Source organism: Amycolatopsis sp. NPDC034160 (genome assembly GCF_055575355.1).
This window is the reverse complement of sequence record NZ_JBVISU010000008.1, coordinates 250,361-269,253: the sequence shown is the minus strand read 5'-3', so window position 1 is coordinate 269,253 and position 18,893 is coordinate 250,361. Positions and strand designations below refer to the sequence as shown.

Annotated in this window: 14 protein-coding genes; 4 read left to right on the top strand and 10 right to left on the bottom strand. The window is 68.3% G+C overall.

Going from position 1 to position 18,893, the window contains the following annotated elements:
- Window positions 1-50: 50 nt before the first annotated feature.
- From trpD to ACZ54P_RS19090, 3 genes are all read right to left on the bottom strand, one after another.
- Window positions 51-1,082, bottom strand: coding sequence for an anthranilate phosphoribosyltransferase (trpD, locus tag ACZ54P_RS19100; RefSeq protein WP_465462858.1), 1,032 nt, complete (start codon window positions 1,080-1,082; stop codon window positions 51-53).
- Window positions 1,083-1,086: 4 nt separating this feature from the next.
- Window positions 1,087-1,497, bottom strand: a complete 411-nt coding sequence (locus ACZ54P_RS19095; RefSeq protein ID WP_093938733.1) for a hypothetical protein — start codon at window positions 1,495-1,497, stop codon at window positions 1,087-1,089.
- A gap of 62 nt (window positions 1,498-1,559) precedes the next feature.
- The gene (locus tag ACZ54P_RS19090; RefSeq protein ID WP_465462857.1) at window positions 1,560-1,976 is read right to left on the bottom strand and encodes a hypothetical protein; all 417 of its coding nucleotides are present in this window, start codon (window positions 1,974-1,976) and stop codon (window positions 1,560-1,562) included.
- 95 nt (window positions 1,977-2,071) lie between these two features.
- Here ACZ54P_RS19090 and ctaE point away from each other — a divergent pair, with 95 nt between their 5' ends.
- From ctaE to qcrB, 4 genes are read left to right on the top strand one after another with little or no spacing between them, the layout of a single operon-like run.
- Window positions 2,072-2,695: an aa3-type cytochrome oxidase subunit III gene (gene ctaE, locus ACZ54P_RS19085; protein ID WP_076168078.1), complete on the top strand. Its 624-nt coding sequence runs from the start codon at window positions 2,072-2,074 to the stop codon at window positions 2,693-2,695.
- 55 nt (window positions 2,696-2,750) lie between these two features.
- Window positions 2,751-3,572 (top strand): cytochrome bc1 complex diheme cytochrome c subunit, encoded by an 822-nt coding sequence (gene qcrC, locus ACZ54P_RS19080; protein ID WP_465462856.1) that lies wholly within the window; start codon window positions 2,751-2,753, stop codon window positions 3,570-3,572.
- Window positions 3,569-4,702 (top strand): cytochrome bc1 complex Rieske iron-sulfur subunit, encoded by a 1,134-nt coding sequence (gene qcrA / locus ACZ54P_RS19075; RefSeq protein WP_465462855.1) that lies wholly within the window; start codon window positions 3,569-3,571, stop codon window positions 4,700-4,702. Before qcrC ends, qcrA begins: the two co-directional genes overlap by 4 nt.
- A complete protein-coding gene (qcrB, locus tag ACZ54P_RS19070) occupies window positions 4,699-6,366 on the top strand; it encodes a cytochrome bc1 complex cytochrome b subunit (protein WP_465462854.1) in 1,668 nt (555 codons plus the stop codon). The genes qcrA and qcrB overlap by 4 nt, the downstream gene beginning before the upstream one ends.
- A gap of 94 nt (window positions 6,367-6,460) precedes the next feature.
- Here the strand turns inward: qcrB and ACZ54P_RS19065 are convergent, their stop codons facing one another.
- From ACZ54P_RS19065 to ACZ54P_RS19035, 7 genes are all read right to left on the bottom strand, one after another.
- Window positions 6,461-6,853, bottom strand: a complete 393-nt coding sequence (locus ACZ54P_RS19065; protein ID WP_465462853.1) for a hypothetical protein — start codon at window positions 6,851-6,853, stop codon at window positions 6,461-6,463.
- Window positions 6,850-10,722, bottom strand: coding sequence for a nucleic acid/nucleotide deaminase domain-containing protein (locus ACZ54P_RS19060; RefSeq protein ID WP_465462852.1), 3,873 nt, complete (start codon window positions 10,720-10,722; stop codon window positions 6,850-6,852). Before ACZ54P_RS19060 ends, ACZ54P_RS19065 begins: the two co-directional genes overlap by 4 nt.
- A 128-nt stretch (window positions 10,723-10,850) precedes the next feature.
- Window positions 10,851-12,956 carry an AbfB domain-containing protein gene (locus tag ACZ54P_RS19055; RefSeq protein WP_465462851.1) on the bottom strand — a complete coding sequence of 702 codons (2,106 nt, stop codon included), beginning with the start codon at window positions 12,954-12,956 and terminating at the stop codon, window positions 10,851-10,853.
- 134 nt (window positions 12,957-13,090) lie between these two features.
- Window positions 13,091-15,157, bottom strand: coding sequence for an AbfB domain-containing protein (locus ACZ54P_RS19050; protein ID WP_465462850.1), 2,067 nt, complete (start codon window positions 15,155-15,157; stop codon window positions 13,091-13,093).
- A gap of 72 nt (window positions 15,158-15,229) precedes the next feature.
- Window positions 15,230-16,315 (bottom strand): hypothetical protein, encoded by a 1,086-nt coding sequence (locus tag ACZ54P_RS19045; protein WP_465462849.1) that lies wholly within the window; start codon window positions 16,313-16,315, stop codon window positions 15,230-15,232.
- Window positions 16,316-16,773: 458 nt separating this feature from the next.
- A complete protein-coding gene (locus ACZ54P_RS19040) occupies window positions 16,774-17,058 on the bottom strand; it encodes an Lrp/AsnC family transcriptional regulator (RefSeq protein WP_061983148.1) in 285 nt (94 codons plus the stop codon).
- Between the two features lie 39 nt (window positions 17,059-17,097).
- Entirely contained in the window at window positions 17,098-18,819 is a 1,722-nt protein-coding gene (locus ACZ54P_RS19035) for a DEDD exonuclease domain-containing protein (RefSeq protein ID WP_465462848.1), read from the bottom strand.
- Window positions 18,820-18,893: the final 74 nt, after the last annotated feature.

Sequence of the window (18,893 nt, the reverse complement as noted above, 5' to 3'; positions counted from 1 at the left end):
TGAGGCTTGCCGCCGGGGTGCCCGTCAGCACCACGCGTGTGAGCAGAGCGTCAGGCGAAAGCGATCCACCGGTTCAGCAGATCGGCCGCCGCGCCCGAATCGATGGCCGAGGCCGCCCGCGCGAGCCCGGTCGTCAGGTCGTCTTCCAGTGATCCCGAGAAGCCGGTGAAGGCCGCCAGCGCGGCCGCCGAGTTGAGCAGCACCGCGTCCCGCACCGGCCCGGTCTTCCCGGCCATCACCTGGCGGAAGACCTCGGCGTTGTGCGCGGCGTCACCACCGCGGAGGTCGTCCGCGGTCGCCCGCGCGATGCCCAGCGCCGAAGGGTCGAAGCTGCGCTCGGTGATTTCGCCGCCGGAGACCACCCACACCGAACTGGTGGTCGTGGTGGTGATCTCGTCGAGCCCGTCGTCGCCGCGCACGAGCAGCACGGTCATGCCGCGCCGCGCGAACACCTCCGCCAGCACGCGGGTCTTGTCCTCGTACGCGCAGCCGATCAGCGAACTGCGCGGTTGCGCCGGGTTGGTCAGCGGGCCCAGCAAATTGAACGTCGTCGGCACGCCGAGTTCACCGCGGGTCGGGCCGGCGTGGCGCAGGGCGGGGTGGAACTTGGGCGCGAAACAGAAGCCGATGCCCAGTTCGTTCACGCTGCGCTGGACCGTCTCAGGCGGCAGGTCGATGGTGACGCCCAGCTCCTCCAGCACATCGGCCGCACCGGACTTCGACGACGCGCTCCGGTTGCCGTGTTTCGCCACCGGCGCGCCGGCCGCGGCCGTCACCACGGTGGCCATGGTGGAGATGTTGACCGAGTTGGACCGGTCGCCGCCGGTGCCGACGATGTCCACCGAAGGCCGGTCGATCGTCACCCGTTTGGCGTGCGCCAGCATGGCATCGGCCATGCCGGAGATCTCCGCCGGTGTCTCGCCCTTCGCCCGCAGCGCGACGGCGAACCCGGCGATCTGGGAGGGCGTCGCCGCCCCGCTCATGATCCGGTCCATCGCCCACGCGGTGTCCTCTTCGGACAGGTCCGTCCGCGCGATGAGCTGGTTGAGCAGGGACGGCCAGGTCTTGGCTGCCGCGCTCATCGGGTCAGCCGTGCACGACCGGCACCCGCCGGGCGCGCAGTACGTCGGCGACCGTCTCCGCGGCCGTCAGCGGGTCGAGCGGGTGGACGAGCACCGCGTCGGCCTGCGACCAGGTCGCGAGCCACCGGTCGTCCTTGCGCCGCACCGCCACCACGATCGGCGGGCAATCCTCGATCTCGTTCTTGAGCTGGCGGGTCAGCCCGATGCCGCCGGTCGGCTGCGCCTCGCCGTCGAGGATGGCCAGGTCCACGTTGCCCGCGTCCATCTCGACGAGCACCTCGGAGATGCCGGACGCCTCGGTGTAGTCCACCCGGCCGAGGTCGGCGGCGGGCCGGCGGCCGACGGCGTTGATGATCGCCTCGCGCACCTCCGCCTTGTGGCTGAACACCAGGATCCGCATCGCCTGCTCGCCCATGAGCGCGCCTCCGCCTCGTCTAGTCATCTCGACACCGGCGATGTTATCCGCCATGACCGACATCACGTGGACGCACCCGACGGCTGGAGCGCGTCCCAGCCCAGCGAATCGCCGCCGAGCCGCTGCGCGAGTCCCGCCATCCGTGACCGTTCCTGCGCGCAGTGCAGCGCGTCGAGGGGCTGGACGCGCAACGCGTGCGCCAGGATGAAGTCACCGTCCGGTCCCTGTTCCCGCAGTTCCCAGCCGTCCTGGGCGAGGATCGAGGTCGCCTCCGCCACCTTTTCGGGCGGCAGTTTCAAGTGGTGGCGCAGGATCGCCGGTGCTTCGGCGACCCAAGCGGGTGATCTCGCCAGCACCGAAGAGTCCGCCTCGGCGGGGTCGAAAGCCGTCACGACGATCTCCACGCCGGGCGTGTCGACGGTCAGACCTGGGAGCTTCGGCTTCTTGACCAGGTCACGAAGCCGATCTAGTAAACCCATGAGTAGCCCTGTCTCCACTTTCGTTCAGATGTGACCCGACACGCACGCGACTTGCCGTGGACCCACCCGGCGGGCCCCGTGCGTGAGAGGACATAATGCGACGCGTGACAACGGCAGCTCCCACCATCAGCCAGCGGGTCCACTCGCTGAACCGGCCGAACATGGTCAGTGTCGGCACCATCGTGTGGCTGTCCAGCGAACTGATGTTCTTCGCCGGACTGTTCGCCATGTTCTTCACCGTGAAGGCGCAGAACGCCTCCGGTCAGTGGCCGCCGCCGCTGCATGGTGAGCCCTTCCACCTGAACATCGCGCTGGCGATCCCGTTCACCGTGATCCTCGTGGCGTCGTCGTTCACCTGCCAGTTCGGTGTGTTTGCCGCCGAAAAGGGTGACGTGTTCGGCCTGCGCCGCTGGTACATCATCACGTTGATCATGGGCGCGATCTTCGTGGGCGGCCAGGGCTACGAGTACCTGAACCTGATCCACGAGGGGCTGACCATCCCGTCCGGCGCGTACGGCACGGTCTTCTACCTCGCGACCGGGTTCCACGGCCTGCACGTCATCGGCGGGCTCATCGCGTTCGTGTACCTGCTCATCCGCACCAAGCTGAGCAAGTTCACTCCGGCTCAGGCCACCTCGGCGATCGTCGTGTCGTACTACTGGCACTTCGTCGACATCGTGTGGGTGGGCCTGTTCGCGGTGATCTACATCCTTCCGTGAACGAAGCCGCCACCACGACCTATCGGCCTGAACTGACAGCAAGGGTTGCCGCAAGATGACCTCCAGCAAGGACAAGACGGATCGCCGCCGCTTCCGCGCGCGGTCCAAGCTGCACCGGCGGTTCGCCGGCGCGCTGGCGCTCGGGATCGCGCTGCTGAGCGTGGGCGGGCTGTACGCCGTCTTCGCCCCGGAGCCGCAGACCGCGCAGGCGCAGGGCGAGTCCGCCCTCCTGCGCGAGGGCGAGAAGCTCTACAACAACACGTGTATCGAATGTCACGGGCCGAAGCTCGAAGGCGTCCCCGACCGTGGCCCGAGCCTCATCGGCATCGGTGACGCGGCCGTGTACTTCCAGACCTCGAGCGGCCGCATGCCCGCGGTGCGCCAGGAAGCCCAGGCGCAGCGCAAGCCGCCGAAGCTGAACGAGGCCGAGATCAACGCGCTGGGCGCCTACATCCAGGCCAACGGCGGCGGCGCGCAGCGTCCGGCCGAGAAGGGTGACGCGCTGCGTGGCGACGACGTCGCGCGCGGCAGCGAGCTCTTCCGCCTCAACTGCGCCTCGTGCCACGGCTTCACCGGCCGCGGCGGCGCGCTCTCGTCGGGCAAGTTCGCCCCGAACCTGGACCCGGCCACGGAAGAGCAGATCTACACCGCGATGCTCACCGGGCCGCAGAACATGCCCAAGTTCTCCGACCGGCAGCTTTCGCCGGAGGAGAAGAAGGACATCATCGCGTTCGTGAAGTCCGTGAGTCACGGGAACAACTCACCCGGCGGTAACTCGCTCGGCGGACTTGGCCCGGCCTCGGAGGGCGCGATCGCGTGGATCGTCGGGATCGCCGCGCTGATCGGCGTGACGTTGTGGATTGGATCGAAGGCATGAGCGCCGAAGGGCCGAAGCCGCCGACAGAGGCGGAGTTGGCGGACATGGATCGCGACCAGCTCGTCAAGCTGGGTACCGCGCTCGACGGGGTCGAGATCATCGAGTACCCGACGCCGTGGCCGGTCGAGGGAACGCGGGCGGAGAAGCGCGCCGAGCGTGCGGTCGCCCTCTGGTTCGTGCTGGCCGCGCTGTCCGGCCTCGCGTTCGTGGTCCTGCTCGCGTGGCCGCACTGGTTCGAGTACAAGGAGCCGGGCAAGGCCGGCTACACCATGTACACGCTGTACACGCCGCTGCTCGGTGTCACGCTCGGCGTGGCCGTGCTCGCCATCGGTGTCGGCGCGGTCCTCTACACCAAGAAGTTCATCCCGGCCGAGGTCGCGGTGCAGGAGCGCGGTGACGGCGCGTCGAAAGAGGTCGACAAGGCCACCATCCTCGCCCAGCTGGCCGACTCGGGCAGCCGCAGCACCATCGCGCGCCGTTCGATGATCAAGCGGTCCGCGGGCGCCGGTGCCGGTGTGCTCGGCCTGGCCGTCGCGGCGCTGCCGATCGCGTCCTTCATCAAGGACCCGTGGAAGGACACCGAGAACCGCGACTCGCTGTGGCACTCGGGCTGGAAGAAGAACTTCCCGGACGAGAAGGTCTACCTGCGCCGCAGCACCGGGCGTCCGCACGAGGTCTCGCTCGTCAAGGTCGAGGACCTCGACGCGGGCGCCATGGAGACGGTCTTCCCGTTCCGCGAGTCCGAGCGTCACGACGAACACGCGCTCTCGGCCGCCTTCAAGCGGGTCGACAACCCGGTCATGTTGATCCGCCTCCGTCCGACCGACGCCGCCAAGGTCGTCAAGCGCCAGGGCCAGGAGGACTACAACTTCGGGGACTACTACGCGTACACGAAGATCTGCAGCCACGTCGGCTGCCCGACCTCCCTGTACGAGCAGCGGACCAACCGCATCCTCTGCCCCTGTCACCAGTCGCAGTTCGACGCGCTCCACTACGCCAAGCCGATTTTCGGACCGGCGACGCGGCCGCTGGCCCAGCTTCCGATTACAGTGGACGAAGAGGGCTACCTGATCGCGCGCGGAGACTTCAACGAGGCCGTCGGACCGGCCTTTTGGGAGCGTAAGTCATGAGTTCACTCACCACCCCGACGAAGGGGACGAACCCGGTCGAGAAGGCCGCGGGCGCTGGTGCGAAGTGGGCCGACGACCGGTATCACCTGGCCAAGGGCATGCGGCACCAGCTCAACAAGGTGTTCCCGACGCACTGGTCGTTCCTGCTCGGCGAGATCGCGCTCTACAGCTTCATCATCCTGTTGCTGTCCGGTGTCTATCTCACGCTGTTCTTCGACCCCTCCATGGAGGAGGTCGTCTACAACGGCAGCTACACCGGCCTCCAGGGCGTCGAGATGTCGCGGGCCTTCGCGACCACGCTGGACATCTCGTTCGACGTCCGCGGCGGTCTGTTCGTCCGGCAGCTGCACCACTGGGCCGCGCTGATCTTCGTGGCCTCGATGATGGTGCACATGTTCCGGATCTTCTTCACCGGCGCGTTCCGGCGCCCGCGTGAGGCGAACTGGGTCATCGGCGCGCTGCTGCTGGTCCTGGGCATGTTCGAAGGCTTCTTCGGCTACTCGCTCCCGGACGACCTGCTCTCCGGTACCGGTATCCGCGCGACCCTGTCGGGCATCGTGCTCTCGGTGCCGGTCATGGGCACCTGGATCCACTGGGCGCTGTTCGGCGGGGAGTTCCCCGGCAACGAGATCATCCCGCGCCTGTACACGATCCACATCCTGCTGCTGCCGGGCATCATGCTCGGCCTGGTGGCCGCGCACCTCGCGCTGGTCTGGTACCAGAAGCACACGCAGTTCCCGGGCGTGCGTCGCAAGGAGACCAACGTCGTCGGCGTCCGCATCATGCCGGTCTTCGCGCTCAAGGGCGGTGCGTTCTTCGCACTGGTCACCGGCGTCATCGCGCTGATGTCGGGGCTTTTCCAGATCAACCCGATCTGGAACATCGGCCCGTACAACGCGGCGCAGGTCTCGGCGGGTTCACAGCCGGACTGGTACATGGCCTGGGCCGACGGCATGCTGCGGATCTGGCCCGCGTGGGAGCTCTACCTCGGGAACTACACGGTCCCGGCGGTGTTCTTCCCCGGCGCGGTCGGGATGCCACTGCTGATCGGGTTGCTGGTGATGTATCCCTGGATCGAGCGAAAGCTGTCCAAGGACACCGCGCACCACAACCTGCTGCAGCGTCCGCGCGACGTCCCGGTCCGGACCTCGCTGGGCATCATGGCCCTGACGTTCTTCGCGGTCATCATGCTTTCGGGCTTCAACGACATCATCGCGTTCGCCTTCGACATCTCGCTGAACGCGACGACGTGGGCGGGCCGGATCGGTGTTCTGCTGCTGCCGCCGCTGGCGTACTACATCACCTACCGGATCTGCCTCGGTCTGCAGCGGGCCGACCGCGAGGTGCTGGAGCACGGTGTCGAAACCGGCATCATCAAGCGTCTGCCGCACGGTGAGTTCATCGAAATCCACCAGCCGCTCGGCCCGGTGGACGACCACGGCCACCCGCTGCCGCTCGAGTACCAGGGCGCGTCGGTGCCGAAGAAGATGAACAAGCTCGGTTCGGCCGGGCACGCCGTCGCGGGTTCGGCCTGGTCGCCGGACCCGGTCGAGGAGACGATCGCGCTGGAGCGCGCCCGGGCCAACGGGCACGGCAACGGCAAGGTCGACGACATCGGCGGCGAGCCCTCGGAGGAGCGCAAGGAGATCACCTCCGGGCACTAGTTCCCAGATACGTGTGAAGGCCCCCTTCCCTCGGCTGAGCCGAGGGAAGGGGGCCTTCACACGTCGTGGGGAGTACGGGCCGGAGGGTGAAGCGTCAGCCGGTGACCTTGAGTTCCCCGGGACGCATGTCGTCGTCGCTCGGGACGACGACCAGTCCCGCGGCGGTGAGGACGGCGGTGAGCGCCGTCCTCACCGCCGCGTGGACCGCGATCTGCTGCCGCACCCGGGGGTGCTGCTTGTCACCGGCCACCAAGAGGTGGAAGGCCTCGTCGCGCCAGGACATGGCCACCACCCAGTCGACCCAGACCCCGCAGGCGCCCTCGAACAGGTCCACCTCGACCACAGCGCCTCCGGCGTCCCGGTGATCGTCCGGATCGGGCTCGACGACCACCGGGAACCCCGCCTCACGCAACACGGCTTCGGTCCGGCCGCCCAAAGCGAGCAGCCGTTCCTGTTCGGCGACGGAGACACGGCGGAGCGGGGTCATCCGCCCGCTCCGCTGCCCACCAGAACACGCTCCGCCGCCTCGGCGTCCTTCGACGAAGCGGAGAAGAGACCACGCCTCTTGTAGGACTTCTTGATCATGTCGATCAGACTTCCCTTGTAGATCTTGTCGATCTCGGGATCACCGGTCCACGGTACCGAGAACGACGTCTTGAGATCGGGCGCCATCTTGCTGAGCCAGTTCCGTTTGCAATCGGGGCACGGCTCCCGTTCGCTGTAGAGGCCCTTGATGTTCTTGGGATCGAAACCCTGCTCGATGACCTGTTCGACGATGTGCTGCTCGGAGTGACGGCCGGCGTCGTTGCTGTTGCCCGCCACATAGCCGTCGGGGAGCTTTCCGTTCGGGTCCTGGTAACCGGGGAGGTAGGCGACGGCGACGTTCCGGCTCGTCCCGTAACCGTTTCCGATCCGGTAATCCAGCGCGATGCCCGGCAAGGTCCCCCCGTTGTCACCGTGATCCACCAGTCCGCAGGAGAAATCGGGGAGACTCGACGTTCTCGCGGTGGCGGGTACCTGGCTGATCCGGTTGCACCATTTGCGGATGGAGGTGAAGACCGGCGCGACCTTGTCCGCGACCTTGCGGAAGATCGCGGACCTGTTCAAGAACTTGGAAATGTTCTGGATGATCTTCACGACCGCCGAAGCCACCTTGGGCAGCTTCAGGAAGATGACGACGATCGACGCGACGTTGACGACGGTCCAGATGCAGGCCTCGATGTTGCCTTCGCCGAAACACCGTTCCGCGTCACGCCAGCCGATCACTTCGAGCAGGACTTCGGCTCCGACCTCCACCAGGAACGCCGTCACACTGCCGCCGTTCTTGGCCTGCTCGGCGGCCTGGCGGTACTCGTCCAGCAGCATCCGGCCGAATTCGGTCGTCGACAGCATGCTGATCTCTTCCGGGGTCAGATCGGGCAGTCCGGCCCCGGTCTGCTCCGCCGCGCGGCGTCTCGCTTCCTCCTCGTCCTTTCGTTGCTGCTCCTCCGCGCGGTCGGCGGCCTGCTGAGCCTCGGTCGCGCTTTGCCGTGCCCGTTCCGCGGCCGCGGCCGCGTTACGCGCGTGTTCCTCCGCCCGGTCGGCCGCGGTCCTGGCTTCGGCCGCCGAGGCTTCGGCGGCGGTCGCCGCGTCCCTGGCGACTTGGGCGTCCCGTTCGGCACGCGATGCCGTGTCCCTGGCCGCCTGTGCGTCCCGTTCCGCCGCGGCGGCGCTGCGGCCGGCGATGGCGGCGTCGGCGTTGGCCTCGTTGGCCGCGGCACGCGCGGTTCGCGCGTCCGCCCGGGCGGACGCGTCCGAAGCGTTCGCCCGTTCGCCCGCGGCGCGGGCCAGCGCGCCTTCGGCCGCGGCGACGGCTGCCGCTTCCTGCGCTTCGGCTGCCGACTTCGCCGCCGCGGCGGCTGAAGCCGCTGCCCGCGACGCCGCTTCGAAGGCGGGTTTCACCTCGTTGTTCGCCCGGGCCGCGGCCTCGGCGGCGCGCTCCGCCGCCTGCGCCGCTTCGGTGGCCCGGGCGCGGGCCGCTTGTGCCTGCTCGGTACCGACTGCCCTGGCCTGTTCGGCGACCAGGATGACGAAATCGGCGTCGAGGTCCGAACCCGCGTACGGCGCGACGACGGTGATCGCCCGGTTGGCCGGATCCGTGATAGCGCTCGACGACGACCGCGCGGCGGTGGACGCCCGCAGGGCGATATCCGCTTGCGTTGCCGCCGAGACCGACTCGTTGAACGCCGCGTCGGCCTCGGCGCGGGTACGCTCCGCCGCCATCAGCGAACGCATCGCTTCGCCGGCCGCTTGTTCCGCGAGCTGGACCGCGTTCCGTGCCGCCTCGGCCGCCTTGGTCTCCTCAGCGGTCGCCTCGGCCGCCTTCACGTTGGCCTGGGTGGCATGGTGATGGGTCTCCGCCGCCGAGGACTCGGCCCGGTTGGCCGCGTGGTTGGCCGCGGCGGCGGCGGCGCGGGCTTCCTGGGCGGCCGCGCGGGCCCGTGCCGCCGCTCGGGTCGCTTCGCCCGCTGCTTCCCTGGCGACCACGGCGGCACCGGTCGCCCGGTTGGCGGCGTCCCGGGACGCGGTGGCCGCGGCGGTCGCGTTGGTGGCCTCGTTCCGTGCCGCGAGGGCGGCGTTCTTCGCGTCCGTCTCCGCCGCGGTACCCCGTGCGGCGGCTTCGGCCGCGTTCAGCGCGTCCGCCTTCGCCTGCGCACTCTGCTTCAGTCGTTCCGCGGTGAAGGCTGCGTCGCGGGCGGCTCTCGCCTTCCCTTCTTCGTCCACCGCCCGCTGTTCGGCTTCGCCGGCGAGCCGTTCCTGGTCCTGTGCGCGGAGGTTGGAATCGTGGGCGATGCCGGCTTGGCGCTGGGCTTCGCCGCGGTGACGACGTGCTTCCGCGGCCGCTTGGTCGGCACGCTGACGGGCGGCGGCCGCGTTGGCGCGCTCGGTCTCGGCGACCCTGCGGGCGCTCTTCGCCCTGTCCCGCTGCCGTTCCGCTTCTTCGCGATGCGCGCGGGTGCGGTCGGCCGAGGCCCTGGCGGCGTTAGCTTCGGCTTCGGCTGCTTCGCGGGCCTGTCTGGCCCGGACAGCCGCATCCTTGGCCGCCACCGCCTGCACTCGCGCCGCTTCGGCCACCTGTGCGGCGGCGGTCGCGTGCTCTTGGGCGTGCAGACCCCATTGGCGAGCCTGCTCGGCGTGTTTCTCAGCGCGTTCCTGGGCGTTGCGAGCCTGGTCGGTGGCTTCGGTGGCGTCGATCGCGTGCTGCGCGGTCTCCGAGGCGTGGACCGCCGCCTGCCCGGCCGCGTTCATTCCTCTCGCCATGTCGGCCCACTGAGTGCCGTAAGGGAGTCCGACGGCGACCAGTTCGGCGGCCTGGACGCCTGCCTGCTCGGCCGCGCGTACGGCGTCGGTCGCGGCGGTACGGGCGTTGCCGACCTGCCGGGCGGCCTCGGCCTTGACCAACGTGAAGGAGTCGGGTGGGTGGTTGCCCGCCGCGTCGTTCGCGTCCAGGATCTGCTTGGCCTTACGGGCTTCGTTCCCCGCGAGCACCATCGCGTTCGCGATCCGCTTGAGCGCGCGCAGCGCGTCCCCGTGCGCCACCATCAGGTTCTGCCGCGCGGTCATCGCCCGCGCGGCCCGCTTGGCGAGGTCGCTCAGCTGCTCGGCGGCGCGTGCCGCGGCTTCCTGATCGCGGAGCTGCTTTTCCCGGTCTTCGGCGTCACGTTTCGCCGCGGCGAGGTAGCCGGTGTCGAGGAACTCCGCGATCGCCGCGTCACCCGCGTCGAGCGCGGCCTGTGCCGCCGTCTTCACGTGATGTCCGGCGACGCCGAGCAGCGCCGTGACCCTGGCGCGCAGCTGCTCGGCGCGTGCCTGGCCGCCCGCCGCGACCTGTGCGTCGCGCTCCTTGGCGATCTCCTTGCCGTAGGCGAGGAACTGCTCGCGGTCGGTATCGCTTCCCGCGAGAACCCGGGCGACCTCGGCGTTGAAGATCGGCCCGCCGGTGCCCGCCATCGCCTGGATGGTGGCCCGGTTCTGACGCGCGGTTTCGGCTTCACGCGCCGCGGCCCTCGCCTTGGCGGCGTCGAGACCGTTCTCGAGGAATTCGTGCAAAGCCGCTTCGGTGCCCGCGTCGAGAGCCGCCCGCGCGGCCTCACGTACTTCGGGCTCCTCGGCCAGCTCGGCCTGATCGGCGATGATCTGCCGGACGACGGGACTGCCCACCAGAGCGGGTACGCCCGATCGGCCGTCCCAGTTGCGGTACGGGTCCTCCGGCATGGGGCGGGCCGGGGACGTCGGTGGTGGCGTGGTCGGTGGTGGATCGGCGGCGGCCACCGCGGGCGCCGGGTTGATGAGTCCGGCGAGTACGGCGGTGGCCAAGAAGACAAGGAACGTTCTCAGTAGATATCTCGTTCTCGACATTAGAACCCCCAGGCATCGGTGAAAAGAAATACTGCGGGGTGAAAGAGGTGCCTTGCCGGTGTACCCGGCAAGGCACCTCGGGCTGGTCAGTTGTAGTACTCTTTCGCGCCTTCGGCGGCGGTGTGTTCGATCCTTCCGTACTGGAAGTAGCTCACGCGTTTACCGGGTACGCCGGGGAAATCCATCTCGTCGGAAGTGGGATAGCCGAGTCTGCTTCGTTCGTATTGCAGGGTCGCCCACCGATCGAGAATGGCTCCGTAGATCAGCTTCGGGCCAATGTTCGGGTGGTACCAGATGCCTCTGGGGCCGGCGAACAGGTTGCGCATGCCCTTCCCGTCGGGCAGGTATCCCGTGTCCCCGCTGGGAATGAATCCCGGGATGCTACGGCCACCGGATTCGAGGTACTTGGCGAGCAGCGGGTCCATTATCCGAACCACGCCGTGCTGGGCCGACCAGAAGGCGCCACCCTTCTGGAAGCGTTTGTACCGGATGCCGTTCAAGATGTTCTCAGGCTGGATTTGCGGCCCGAGTCCGTTCCAGCCCCACCAGTCTTCGTTGAGCCAGCGCTCGTCGATCTTCGTGGTGATCGAGGGATTGGGGCCGACGGGAATCCAGCTGACGTCGGCGGCGAAGTTGCCGTCGGTGTCGAAGTTGTTCTCCTTGCTCTGACCGTTGGCCGCCCAGAGCTCGCCCCAGTACTGACGCAGGTAGCGGCCGGGGTGGGCTTTCGCCTCCAGCGTCACGTTGGTCGGGCTGCCGTCCTTGCCCGCCTTGGCGCACCAGGTCGCATTGAGCTTGTAGACGTCGGTGCCGTCGTTGCCGGCCAACTGGACGCGCAGGTTGGCCGCGATACGCAGGTAACTGCCGACCCGCGTGGCCGATTCGAGGGAGAAACAGGCGGGGTCGGCGAGCCCTGGCACGATCTTCCAGGTGGCGTCACCCAGCGGTGCGGTGACGATGTTCGACGGCTGGGTCCCGGGTGTCGCCCAGGCATCGCCACCGGCGCTGCGGACATGCCAGCCTCGCCGTCCGGCGGTGACTCCGGCGAACGCCTGTTCCAGGACGGTGTACTGGCCTTTGGCGAGGAAGTCCTTGACCTGGTCCCAGGTGCCGTTCGCGGCGACGTCGGCCGCCGCCGCGGCGAGCCGGGGACGGAGCCTGCTCACGTCGGCCTTGGCCTTGATGTCGCGGACCTTCTGCCGGTCGGCCTCTTCCCGTTCGCGCAGGATCCTGGCGTCGTCCCTGGCGCGGGCCTCGGTGACCCCGGTCCTGATGTACCGGTCCCAGTCGGCCGCCACCCCGGCGAGGGCGACGGTGGCCGCGTTCTTGATCTCGCGGTGCGCGGGGTCGGCGAGTTCCGGGGTCTTGAGCAGCTCGCGGATGAAGTCGTCGTCGGCGAGGTCGAGCCAGGCGGGGACGGCGATGAGGGGGACCTTGTCGCAGGCGTCCTTTTTCGCCATTCTGGCGGCTTCCCGGCGGGCGGCCTCCTGGTTCTCCCGGTTCAACCGGTCGAGGTAGTCGAGCTGGTCCTGGTGGTGCAGCTCCCTGATCTTGTTCTCGATGAAGTCCTTCCACACCGCCGCGTCACCGCCGAACGCGTCGAAGGCACCCTGCTTGAGTTTCGGATGCTCTGGTTTGGCCTTCTGGTGGACCTTGTAGACGAACATCTGGTCGTTGTCGTTGAGCATGACGTCGTCGAAGTCGATGATGTCGGCGTCGATCAGGATTTCCCGGCGCAGCTGGACGGTGCGGTCCCAGGCCTCCTGGCGCCGCTGCCGTTCGATGCGGTCGCGGGCGGCGAAATCGAAGACACCGGTGCGGATGAACGCGGTGGCGTCGGGCGCGGTGTTGGTGTCGAGCATGACCTTGTAGACGCGGTAGGCCTCGGCCTTGGTGACGGGGAAGTTCGTCGGGCTGATCTTGTCGTAGACCTTGAAGACGAAATTCATGTCGGTGGCTTCGCGCCATTCCTTGGTGGCTTCGCCGACCTCGATTTCGAAAACCGCGCGTACCTTTTCGAGCTCGGTGGCGGACGGCAGTTCGGCCGCCGCGGCGTCCGGGCTTTCCTGGGGGACCGGTGCCGGGGGGACCTCCGGGGCCGGCGCCTCGACGGTCGGGCTCGACGGTGCCGGTGGAGCGGCGTACCCGGTGGCCGGGGTGAACAGGCCGCACAGCACGGTCGCCGCGGTCACAACAGCGACACTCCTGACAGGTCTTCTGCCGAATATCAGTGATCTTCGCATTTCGATACCTTTGTTCAGCGGAAAGGCCAGCCGGGGGCCTGGGAGCGTTTCCCAGGCCCCCGGCTGGAGCAGATCGAAATCGGTTACTGGCCGGAAATGGACCGGTACACGAGCATTTCGTAGGTGGTGGAGTTCCAGGTGATGTAACCGTGCTGGAAGTTACTTTGGCGGCCGATGGGGATGGTGAACTCGTCACTGGTCGGGAAACCGAGTACGCCGCTTTCCGCGCTGAGCGAATTCCATTTGTCGCGGATGGAGCCCATCACGTACTTGGCGCCGGTCGCGGGTGACCAGTAGATCGCCATGTTGTGGCCGTTGAAGTTGATCATCGACCGGCTGATCCCGTTGACCTGGTTGCTGCTCGGCAGCAGCCACTTGTGCCCGCCGAGACTCAGATAGCGGTCGAGGACCGGGCCGTTGATGAACTTCGCACCGGTCTCCGGGCCCCAGTACAGGCGGCCGTTGGTGAATTCGCGGAACCGGACACCCGCGTCGTGGACTTCCGCCGCCTTGGGGTTCCCGGCGAGTCCGCGCAGCGCGTCGTCGTTGAACCAGTCCAGCATCAGTGGCGTGGATACTTCGGGATTCGGGGCGACCGTCCGCCAGTTCGAGTCTTCGTGGAAGAGACGGTCGGTGTCGAACCAGTTGCCACCGCCCAGTTGGGCGATCCACAGTTGCGCGTCGATATGCCGCATGATCCGGCCGGGCTGCGCCTTCGACTCCAGCAGGACGTTGGCGCCGGTGCGCCGCGGGCACCAGGTGGCGTCCTTCTTGAACTGGTCGGTGCCGTCGTTGCCGTGCAGTTTGACCCGCAGATCCTGCTGCCGCAGGTAGTTCCCGGCGCGGTCGGTGGATTCCAGGGAGTAACACAGCGGGTCGGCGAGCCCGGCGGCCACCTTCCAGGTCGCGTTCGGCAACGGCTTGGTCCCGTCGGTGCCGGGGTTGCCGGTGGTGATCCACGCGTCGCCGCCGCCACTGTAGACGTGCCAGCCCCTGACGCCGGGGGTATAGGTCCCGAACGACTGGGTCAGTACCTCGTACTGGCCCGTGCGCAGGAACGTGATCACCGCCTCGCGGTTGCCCGCCAGCGCCGCGTTGGCCGCCGCGACCAGACGCGGCCGGAGTCCGCTGTTCTCCGCGCGGACCTTGAGCTGCCGGACGGCGTCGCGGTTCGCCTGGTCTTCCTGCGCCTCACGGCGTGCCTTGTCCCGTCCGGCCGCCGCCTTGAGCCCGGTGTCGACGAACGCCTTCCACACCGCCGGGTCCGTACTGCGGGAGGCGCGCTCTGTCGCGTCCTTGATCTCGATGTTCGCCGGGTTGGCCAGTTCGGGCAGCCGCAGCAGCTCACGGATGAAGACGTCGTCCTCGGCGTCCAGCCACACATTCTGGAAGCCGGCCGGGATTTCGGCGACGGCGGTGCGCCGCTTGATGTCGCGCTCTTCCCGAGCCGCCTTCTCGGCGTTTTCCTGCCGGAGGCGTTCCAGGTGTTCCACGATGTCCTGCTCGGCGAGGTCGAGGATGGTGACCTCGATGAAGGTCTTCCAAGCAGTGGCGTCGCCCTTGTACGCGGTCATCGCACCGCTCTGTACCTTGGAGCCGCTCTTGGCCCGGCTGGCGACCTGGAAGACGAAGTTCCGGTCGGTGAGGTCGAGCAGCACGGGATCCAGCGGGATGATGCGGGCGTTCTCCAGCGCCTTCATCCGCGCGCCGATCCGGTCCCGCCGCTCGATGTCGCGGAGGATCTTCTCGTCGTGATCGCGCTGGACGAATTCGTGGATACCGGTCCGGATGAACGCCGAGGCGTCGGCGACGGTGAGGCTGTAGATCCGTGACGCTTCCGCCTTGGTACGGGGAAAATTGTCGATGCTGATCTTCTCGTAGACCTTGAAGACGAAGTTCTTGTCGGAGAGCCTCAGCCAATCGTCGGTCGCCTCGCCGACCTCGATGGCCTCGACGGCCAGCACCTTGTCGCGTTGCGACGCCGGAGGAACCGTGGTCGACTCGATATCGGGTTCCGCGGTGGGCACGGCGGGCGGCACACCCTGGCCGGGTGGTGTTTCGACCGCGCCCGCCGGTGCGCCCGGCAGCCCCGCGAACATGGCGGCGACGGCGGCCACCGCTATGCCACGGCTGAGCCATGGCCTTGACATGGACGTTCTTCGCATACCCCAGTCACCTATTCTCGAGAAGAAGCCGCCGCGGGAAACCGGACGGCGGAATGATCAGCTCGGGTTCTTGATTCTCTGCTCGCCTTCGAGTGCCTTCTGCAGCAACGATTCCCAGTACGCGACGTGCTCGCCGGAGAGCGACCGGTTGTCCGTCCAGTCGCCTTCCGTCGTCCTCGCGGGGTCGATGATCGCTTTCCAGTTGGGGTTCTGCGCCGCCTGCTGCGCGGCGAGCAGGATGGCGTGCCAGGTCTCCGCCTGCCGCTGGGCGAAGTCCCTTGCCTCTTCCCATTTCGACCGCGCCGGCGCGACGTCGGTGCCGACCTTGCGCCAGGCGGCCGCCGCCTGATCACGGGCCTCTTTGCCTGCCTCGCCTTCGATTTCCCGCGCGGCCTTTTCGGCGGCTTCGGCGTCGACGATCAGCTGGGCGATCGTCTGCTGCCATTGGCGGTTCTCGCGCAGCAGCTCTTCACGGAAGGTCTCGATGTCCAGTCGCGCGCCCTGAGCCCAGCCCCAGGCGAAGAAATCGGTCAGGTCATCGTCGGTCGAGCCCTCGCGTACCGCGTAGGCCGCGGCGAAGCGCACCTGGGTACCCGGGTCCCGTTCGGCGAGCATCCGGACGTATCGGCGGTCTTCCTCGACGAGGGCACGTTTCTGCTCCCCGAGTTCGGCGCGGAACTTCTGATCCCGGCCCTTCGCGGCTTCGTAGCCGCCACCGTGACAGAACTGTTCCCGTTTGGACGCGGACGTCGTCAAGTAGAGGTTCGCCGCGTCGTAGACCTCCGGCGAATACGCTCGGAGGTGGGTTTCCAGCAGCCGCCGGAGGAATCGCTTGTTGCCTTCGTCACGGTTGAGCGCCCGCTGTGTCGCGTATTCGAGCCCGCCGCCCGGATAGCGGAGGAACTCGATGGACGCCGCCTCCGGGTCTTCGCTGAGCAAGGCGGTCCACGCGTCCGTCTTCACCGTGCTGTGGACGCTGTACCTGGCGTAGTTGAGCACCTCCCAACGGGCGATCTCGCCGGGTGTCATCGCCGCGGCCGCGGCGTGTACTCCGCTTTCGGCGGCGAGTCCCGCCGGAACGGCGACCGTCCCGGAGAACAGTGCCGCGGCGCAAAGCGCGCAGGACAAAATACGCTTGTACACTCCAAGCCCCCAGTCAGCTTCGGTGTAGTGGGTTCGACGAGAACCCTTCCCGGAACGTGCCGGAAAGGGTGCGCGGGAACGGCATGCGGAATCGATGCCAGATCAGGCAGTAAATTCGATGGTTTTCGAAGCTTTATCGTGGAAAAGCCGACGATTTCCAGGTGACTGATACGTTCATCGGGAAATTGTCACAACCGTGGTCAGTGGCCGCGCATACGGCGGATTCGACGAAAGGTGGTCCGGCCGCTTCGGCCGTCGTGTCGCGCGGAAGGCAGGCGGCGGCGACCGCCGCGATCCCAAGATGGATCGATCATCGGTACATACCTCAGAATCCCCAGTACCAGAATTCCCCCAGTGAAATTCCGGTTCTGTTCCCAGCTAACCGCGACTGCCCGGTTCGCGCAAGATGCACCCCGCCGGTGAAAAAGTCACCGGCGGGGCGGGGTTCTCGTTTGTCGTCAGGCGCCTTCGACGCCGATGTCGAAGGCGGACTCGCTGTCGGCCTTCGAGTACGAGCGGAACGCGATATGCGTGACCGTGCTCAGCACGCCGGGGACCTTGCCGATCTTCGCCGGGATCAGATCCGCGAGGTCCTCATGGGCCGAGACCCGGACCGAGGCGATCAGGTCGACGTCGCCCGCGCAGGAGTAGACCTCGCGGACCCCGTCGATGTCCGCGATCGCCTGGGCCGCCTCGGGGATGGCGTCCGCTTCGACTTGGATCAACACGATCGCGGTGATCACTGGAGGTCCTCCTACGTCGATGATTCCGGTGCCGCGATCCTAGCCCGCCACCCGCTCCAGCGCCGTCGCGCTCGCCGCCAGGTCGAGCCATTCGCCCCAGCCGCCCGCGACGGCGGCCGGCTCCGCCCAGGGGTGCGTGGTGCGCACGAGCCGGACACCGGGGCGGGCCAGCCAGCGCAACAGGATGCGGACCTCTTCCGGGAACGCGCCGAAGAGCGGGCCGGGGCCGGGGAGCACCGTTTCCGCCGAGGCCACCAGCATCTCGACCACCGGCATCGGCGGCACCCCGCGCCGCGCGACCCCCGCCGACGCGAGCCTGCCGTACCGGATCACCGCGAGTTCCCAGCCGCCGTTGCCGTCCGGCCCCGCGGCGATCAGTTCCGGGATACCGGCCAGCGCCGACTGCCGGTGCGCCCGGCCGACCGCGCGGATCAGCCCGGCCAGCTGATCGCGGTGCTGGGCGGCTTGTTCGTAGTGCTCGGCCGCGGCGAGCCTGGCCAGCTGATCGGCGGCGGCTCTCAGTGGCCGCCCGTCCGTCCCGGCGATGAGCCCGGACACCGCCAGTACGCCGGGCCGGTACTCCTCGACCGTCTGGAGCCCCGCGCAGGGCGCCCCGCAGCGCCCGAGTTCGGCGAGCACGCAGGGTTTGCCGTTCGGCGCGGTCGCGGAAATGCGCTGGGTGCACGTCCGCAGTCCGGAGGCGCCGGCGAGGGTGTCCGCGGCCGATCGGGCGTCCGTCTGGCTGCGAAAGGGCCCCAGCATCCCGTCTCGCGGCATGCGGACCACCGACAGGCGGGGGAACGCCTCCTCGGTCAGCGCGACCCACCAGGCGTTGCGCGGGTTCTTGGAACGGCGGTTGTACATCGGTCGGTGGGCGGCGATCAGCCGGAGCTCCCGGACCGCGGCCTCCAGCGCGTGGGCGCATTCGACCGCGTCGACCCGTTCGGCCAGCGCGACCATCTCCCGGATCCGGCCCCGGCTCTCCGAGCCGGTGAAGTACTGCCGGACCCGGCGGCGCAGGTCCGACGACGTTCCCACGTAAAGCACCTCGTCGCTGGGGCCGCGGAACAGGTAGACGCCCGGCCGCGAAGGCAGGTGTTCGGCAAGCGAACGTTTGCGCCGCTGGGCCGGAGTCACCTCGGGCAGGTAATCCAGCAGTTCTTCCAGCGTGTGGACGCCGATGTTGCCGACGCGTTCGAGCAGCGCGTGCAGGACGTCCACGGTCGCCCGCGCGTCCGCGAGGGCACGGTGGTTGGGCGTCGTCCGCGCGCCGAACAGCGCTGCCAGCGCGGAAAGCCGGTAGCTGGGCGTCTCGTCGCGGGAAATGACCCGGCGGGCGAGCCGGACCGTGCAGACGACGGCCGTTTTCGGCCAGTGGTACCCGTGGCCTTCGCAGGCCGCGCGCATGAAACCGGTGTCGAAGGGGGCGTTGTGCGCCACGAGCACGGCCCCTGAGATGAATTCGAGGAAGGCCGGCAGCACCCGATCGATCCGGGGAGCGTCGTAGACCATCGCGCCGGTGATGCCGGTGAGCTCCACGATCTGCGGCGGGATCGGCATCCCCGGATTGACGAAGGTGGCGAACTCGCCGAGGATCTCACCCGCGCGGACCTTGACCGCGCCGATCTCGGTGATCCCGTCCGGACCGGGTTTCGTGCCGGTGGTCTCGAGGTCGAATACGACGAAAGTGGTGTCCCGCAAAGGGGTTCCCAGCTCGTCGAAGGCGAGTTGCGCCGCGCCGGGCCGCCGTCCGGTGTCCATGATCGGGCACAGTAGGGGCGGGCACCGACAATCCCGGGATCGTCGCAGGCCGTCCCATCCAGCGCGCCCCGAGC

Bases quoted from the DNA above. Each gene is read 5' to 3' on its own strand.
- ACZ54P_RS19065 (WP_465462853.1), bottom strand. From the start codon at position 6,853: ATGACCCCGCTCCGCCGTGTCTCCGTCGCCGAACAGGAACGGCTGCTC.
- qcrC (WP_465462856.1), top strand. From the start codon at position 2,751: ATGACCTCCAGCAAGGACAAGACGGATCGCCGCCGCTTCCGCGCGCGG.
- ACZ54P_RS19050 (WP_465462850.1), bottom strand. From the start codon at position 15,157: ATGTCAAGGCCATGGCTCAGCCGTGGCATAGCGGTGGCCGCCGTCGCC.
- qcrB (WP_465462854.1), top strand. From the start codon at position 4,699: ATGAGTTCACTCACCACCCCGACGAAGGGGACGAACCCGGTCGAGAAG.
- trpD (WP_465462858.1), bottom strand. From the start codon at position 1,082: ATGAGCGCGGCAGCCAAGACCTGGCCGTCCCTGCTCAACCAGCTCATC.
- ACZ54P_RS19090 (WP_465462857.1), bottom strand. From the start codon at position 1,976: ATGGGTTTACTAGATCGGCTTCGTGACCTGGTCAAGAAGCCGAAGCTC.
- ctaE (WP_076168078.1), top strand. From the start codon at position 2,072: ATGCGACGCGTGACAACGGCAGCTCCCACCATCAGCCAGCGGGTCCAC.
- ACZ54P_RS19095 (WP_093938733.1), bottom strand. From the start codon at position 1,497: ATGGGCGAGCAGGCGATGCGGATCCTGGTGTTCAGCCACAAGGCGGAG.
- qcrA (WP_465462855.1), top strand. From the start codon at position 3,569: ATGAGCGCCGAAGGGCCGAAGCCGCCGACAGAGGCGGAGTTGGCGGAC.
- ACZ54P_RS19035 (WP_465462848.1), bottom strand. From the start codon at position 18,819: ATGGACACCGGACGGCGGCCCGGCGCGGCGCAACTCGCCTTCGACGAG.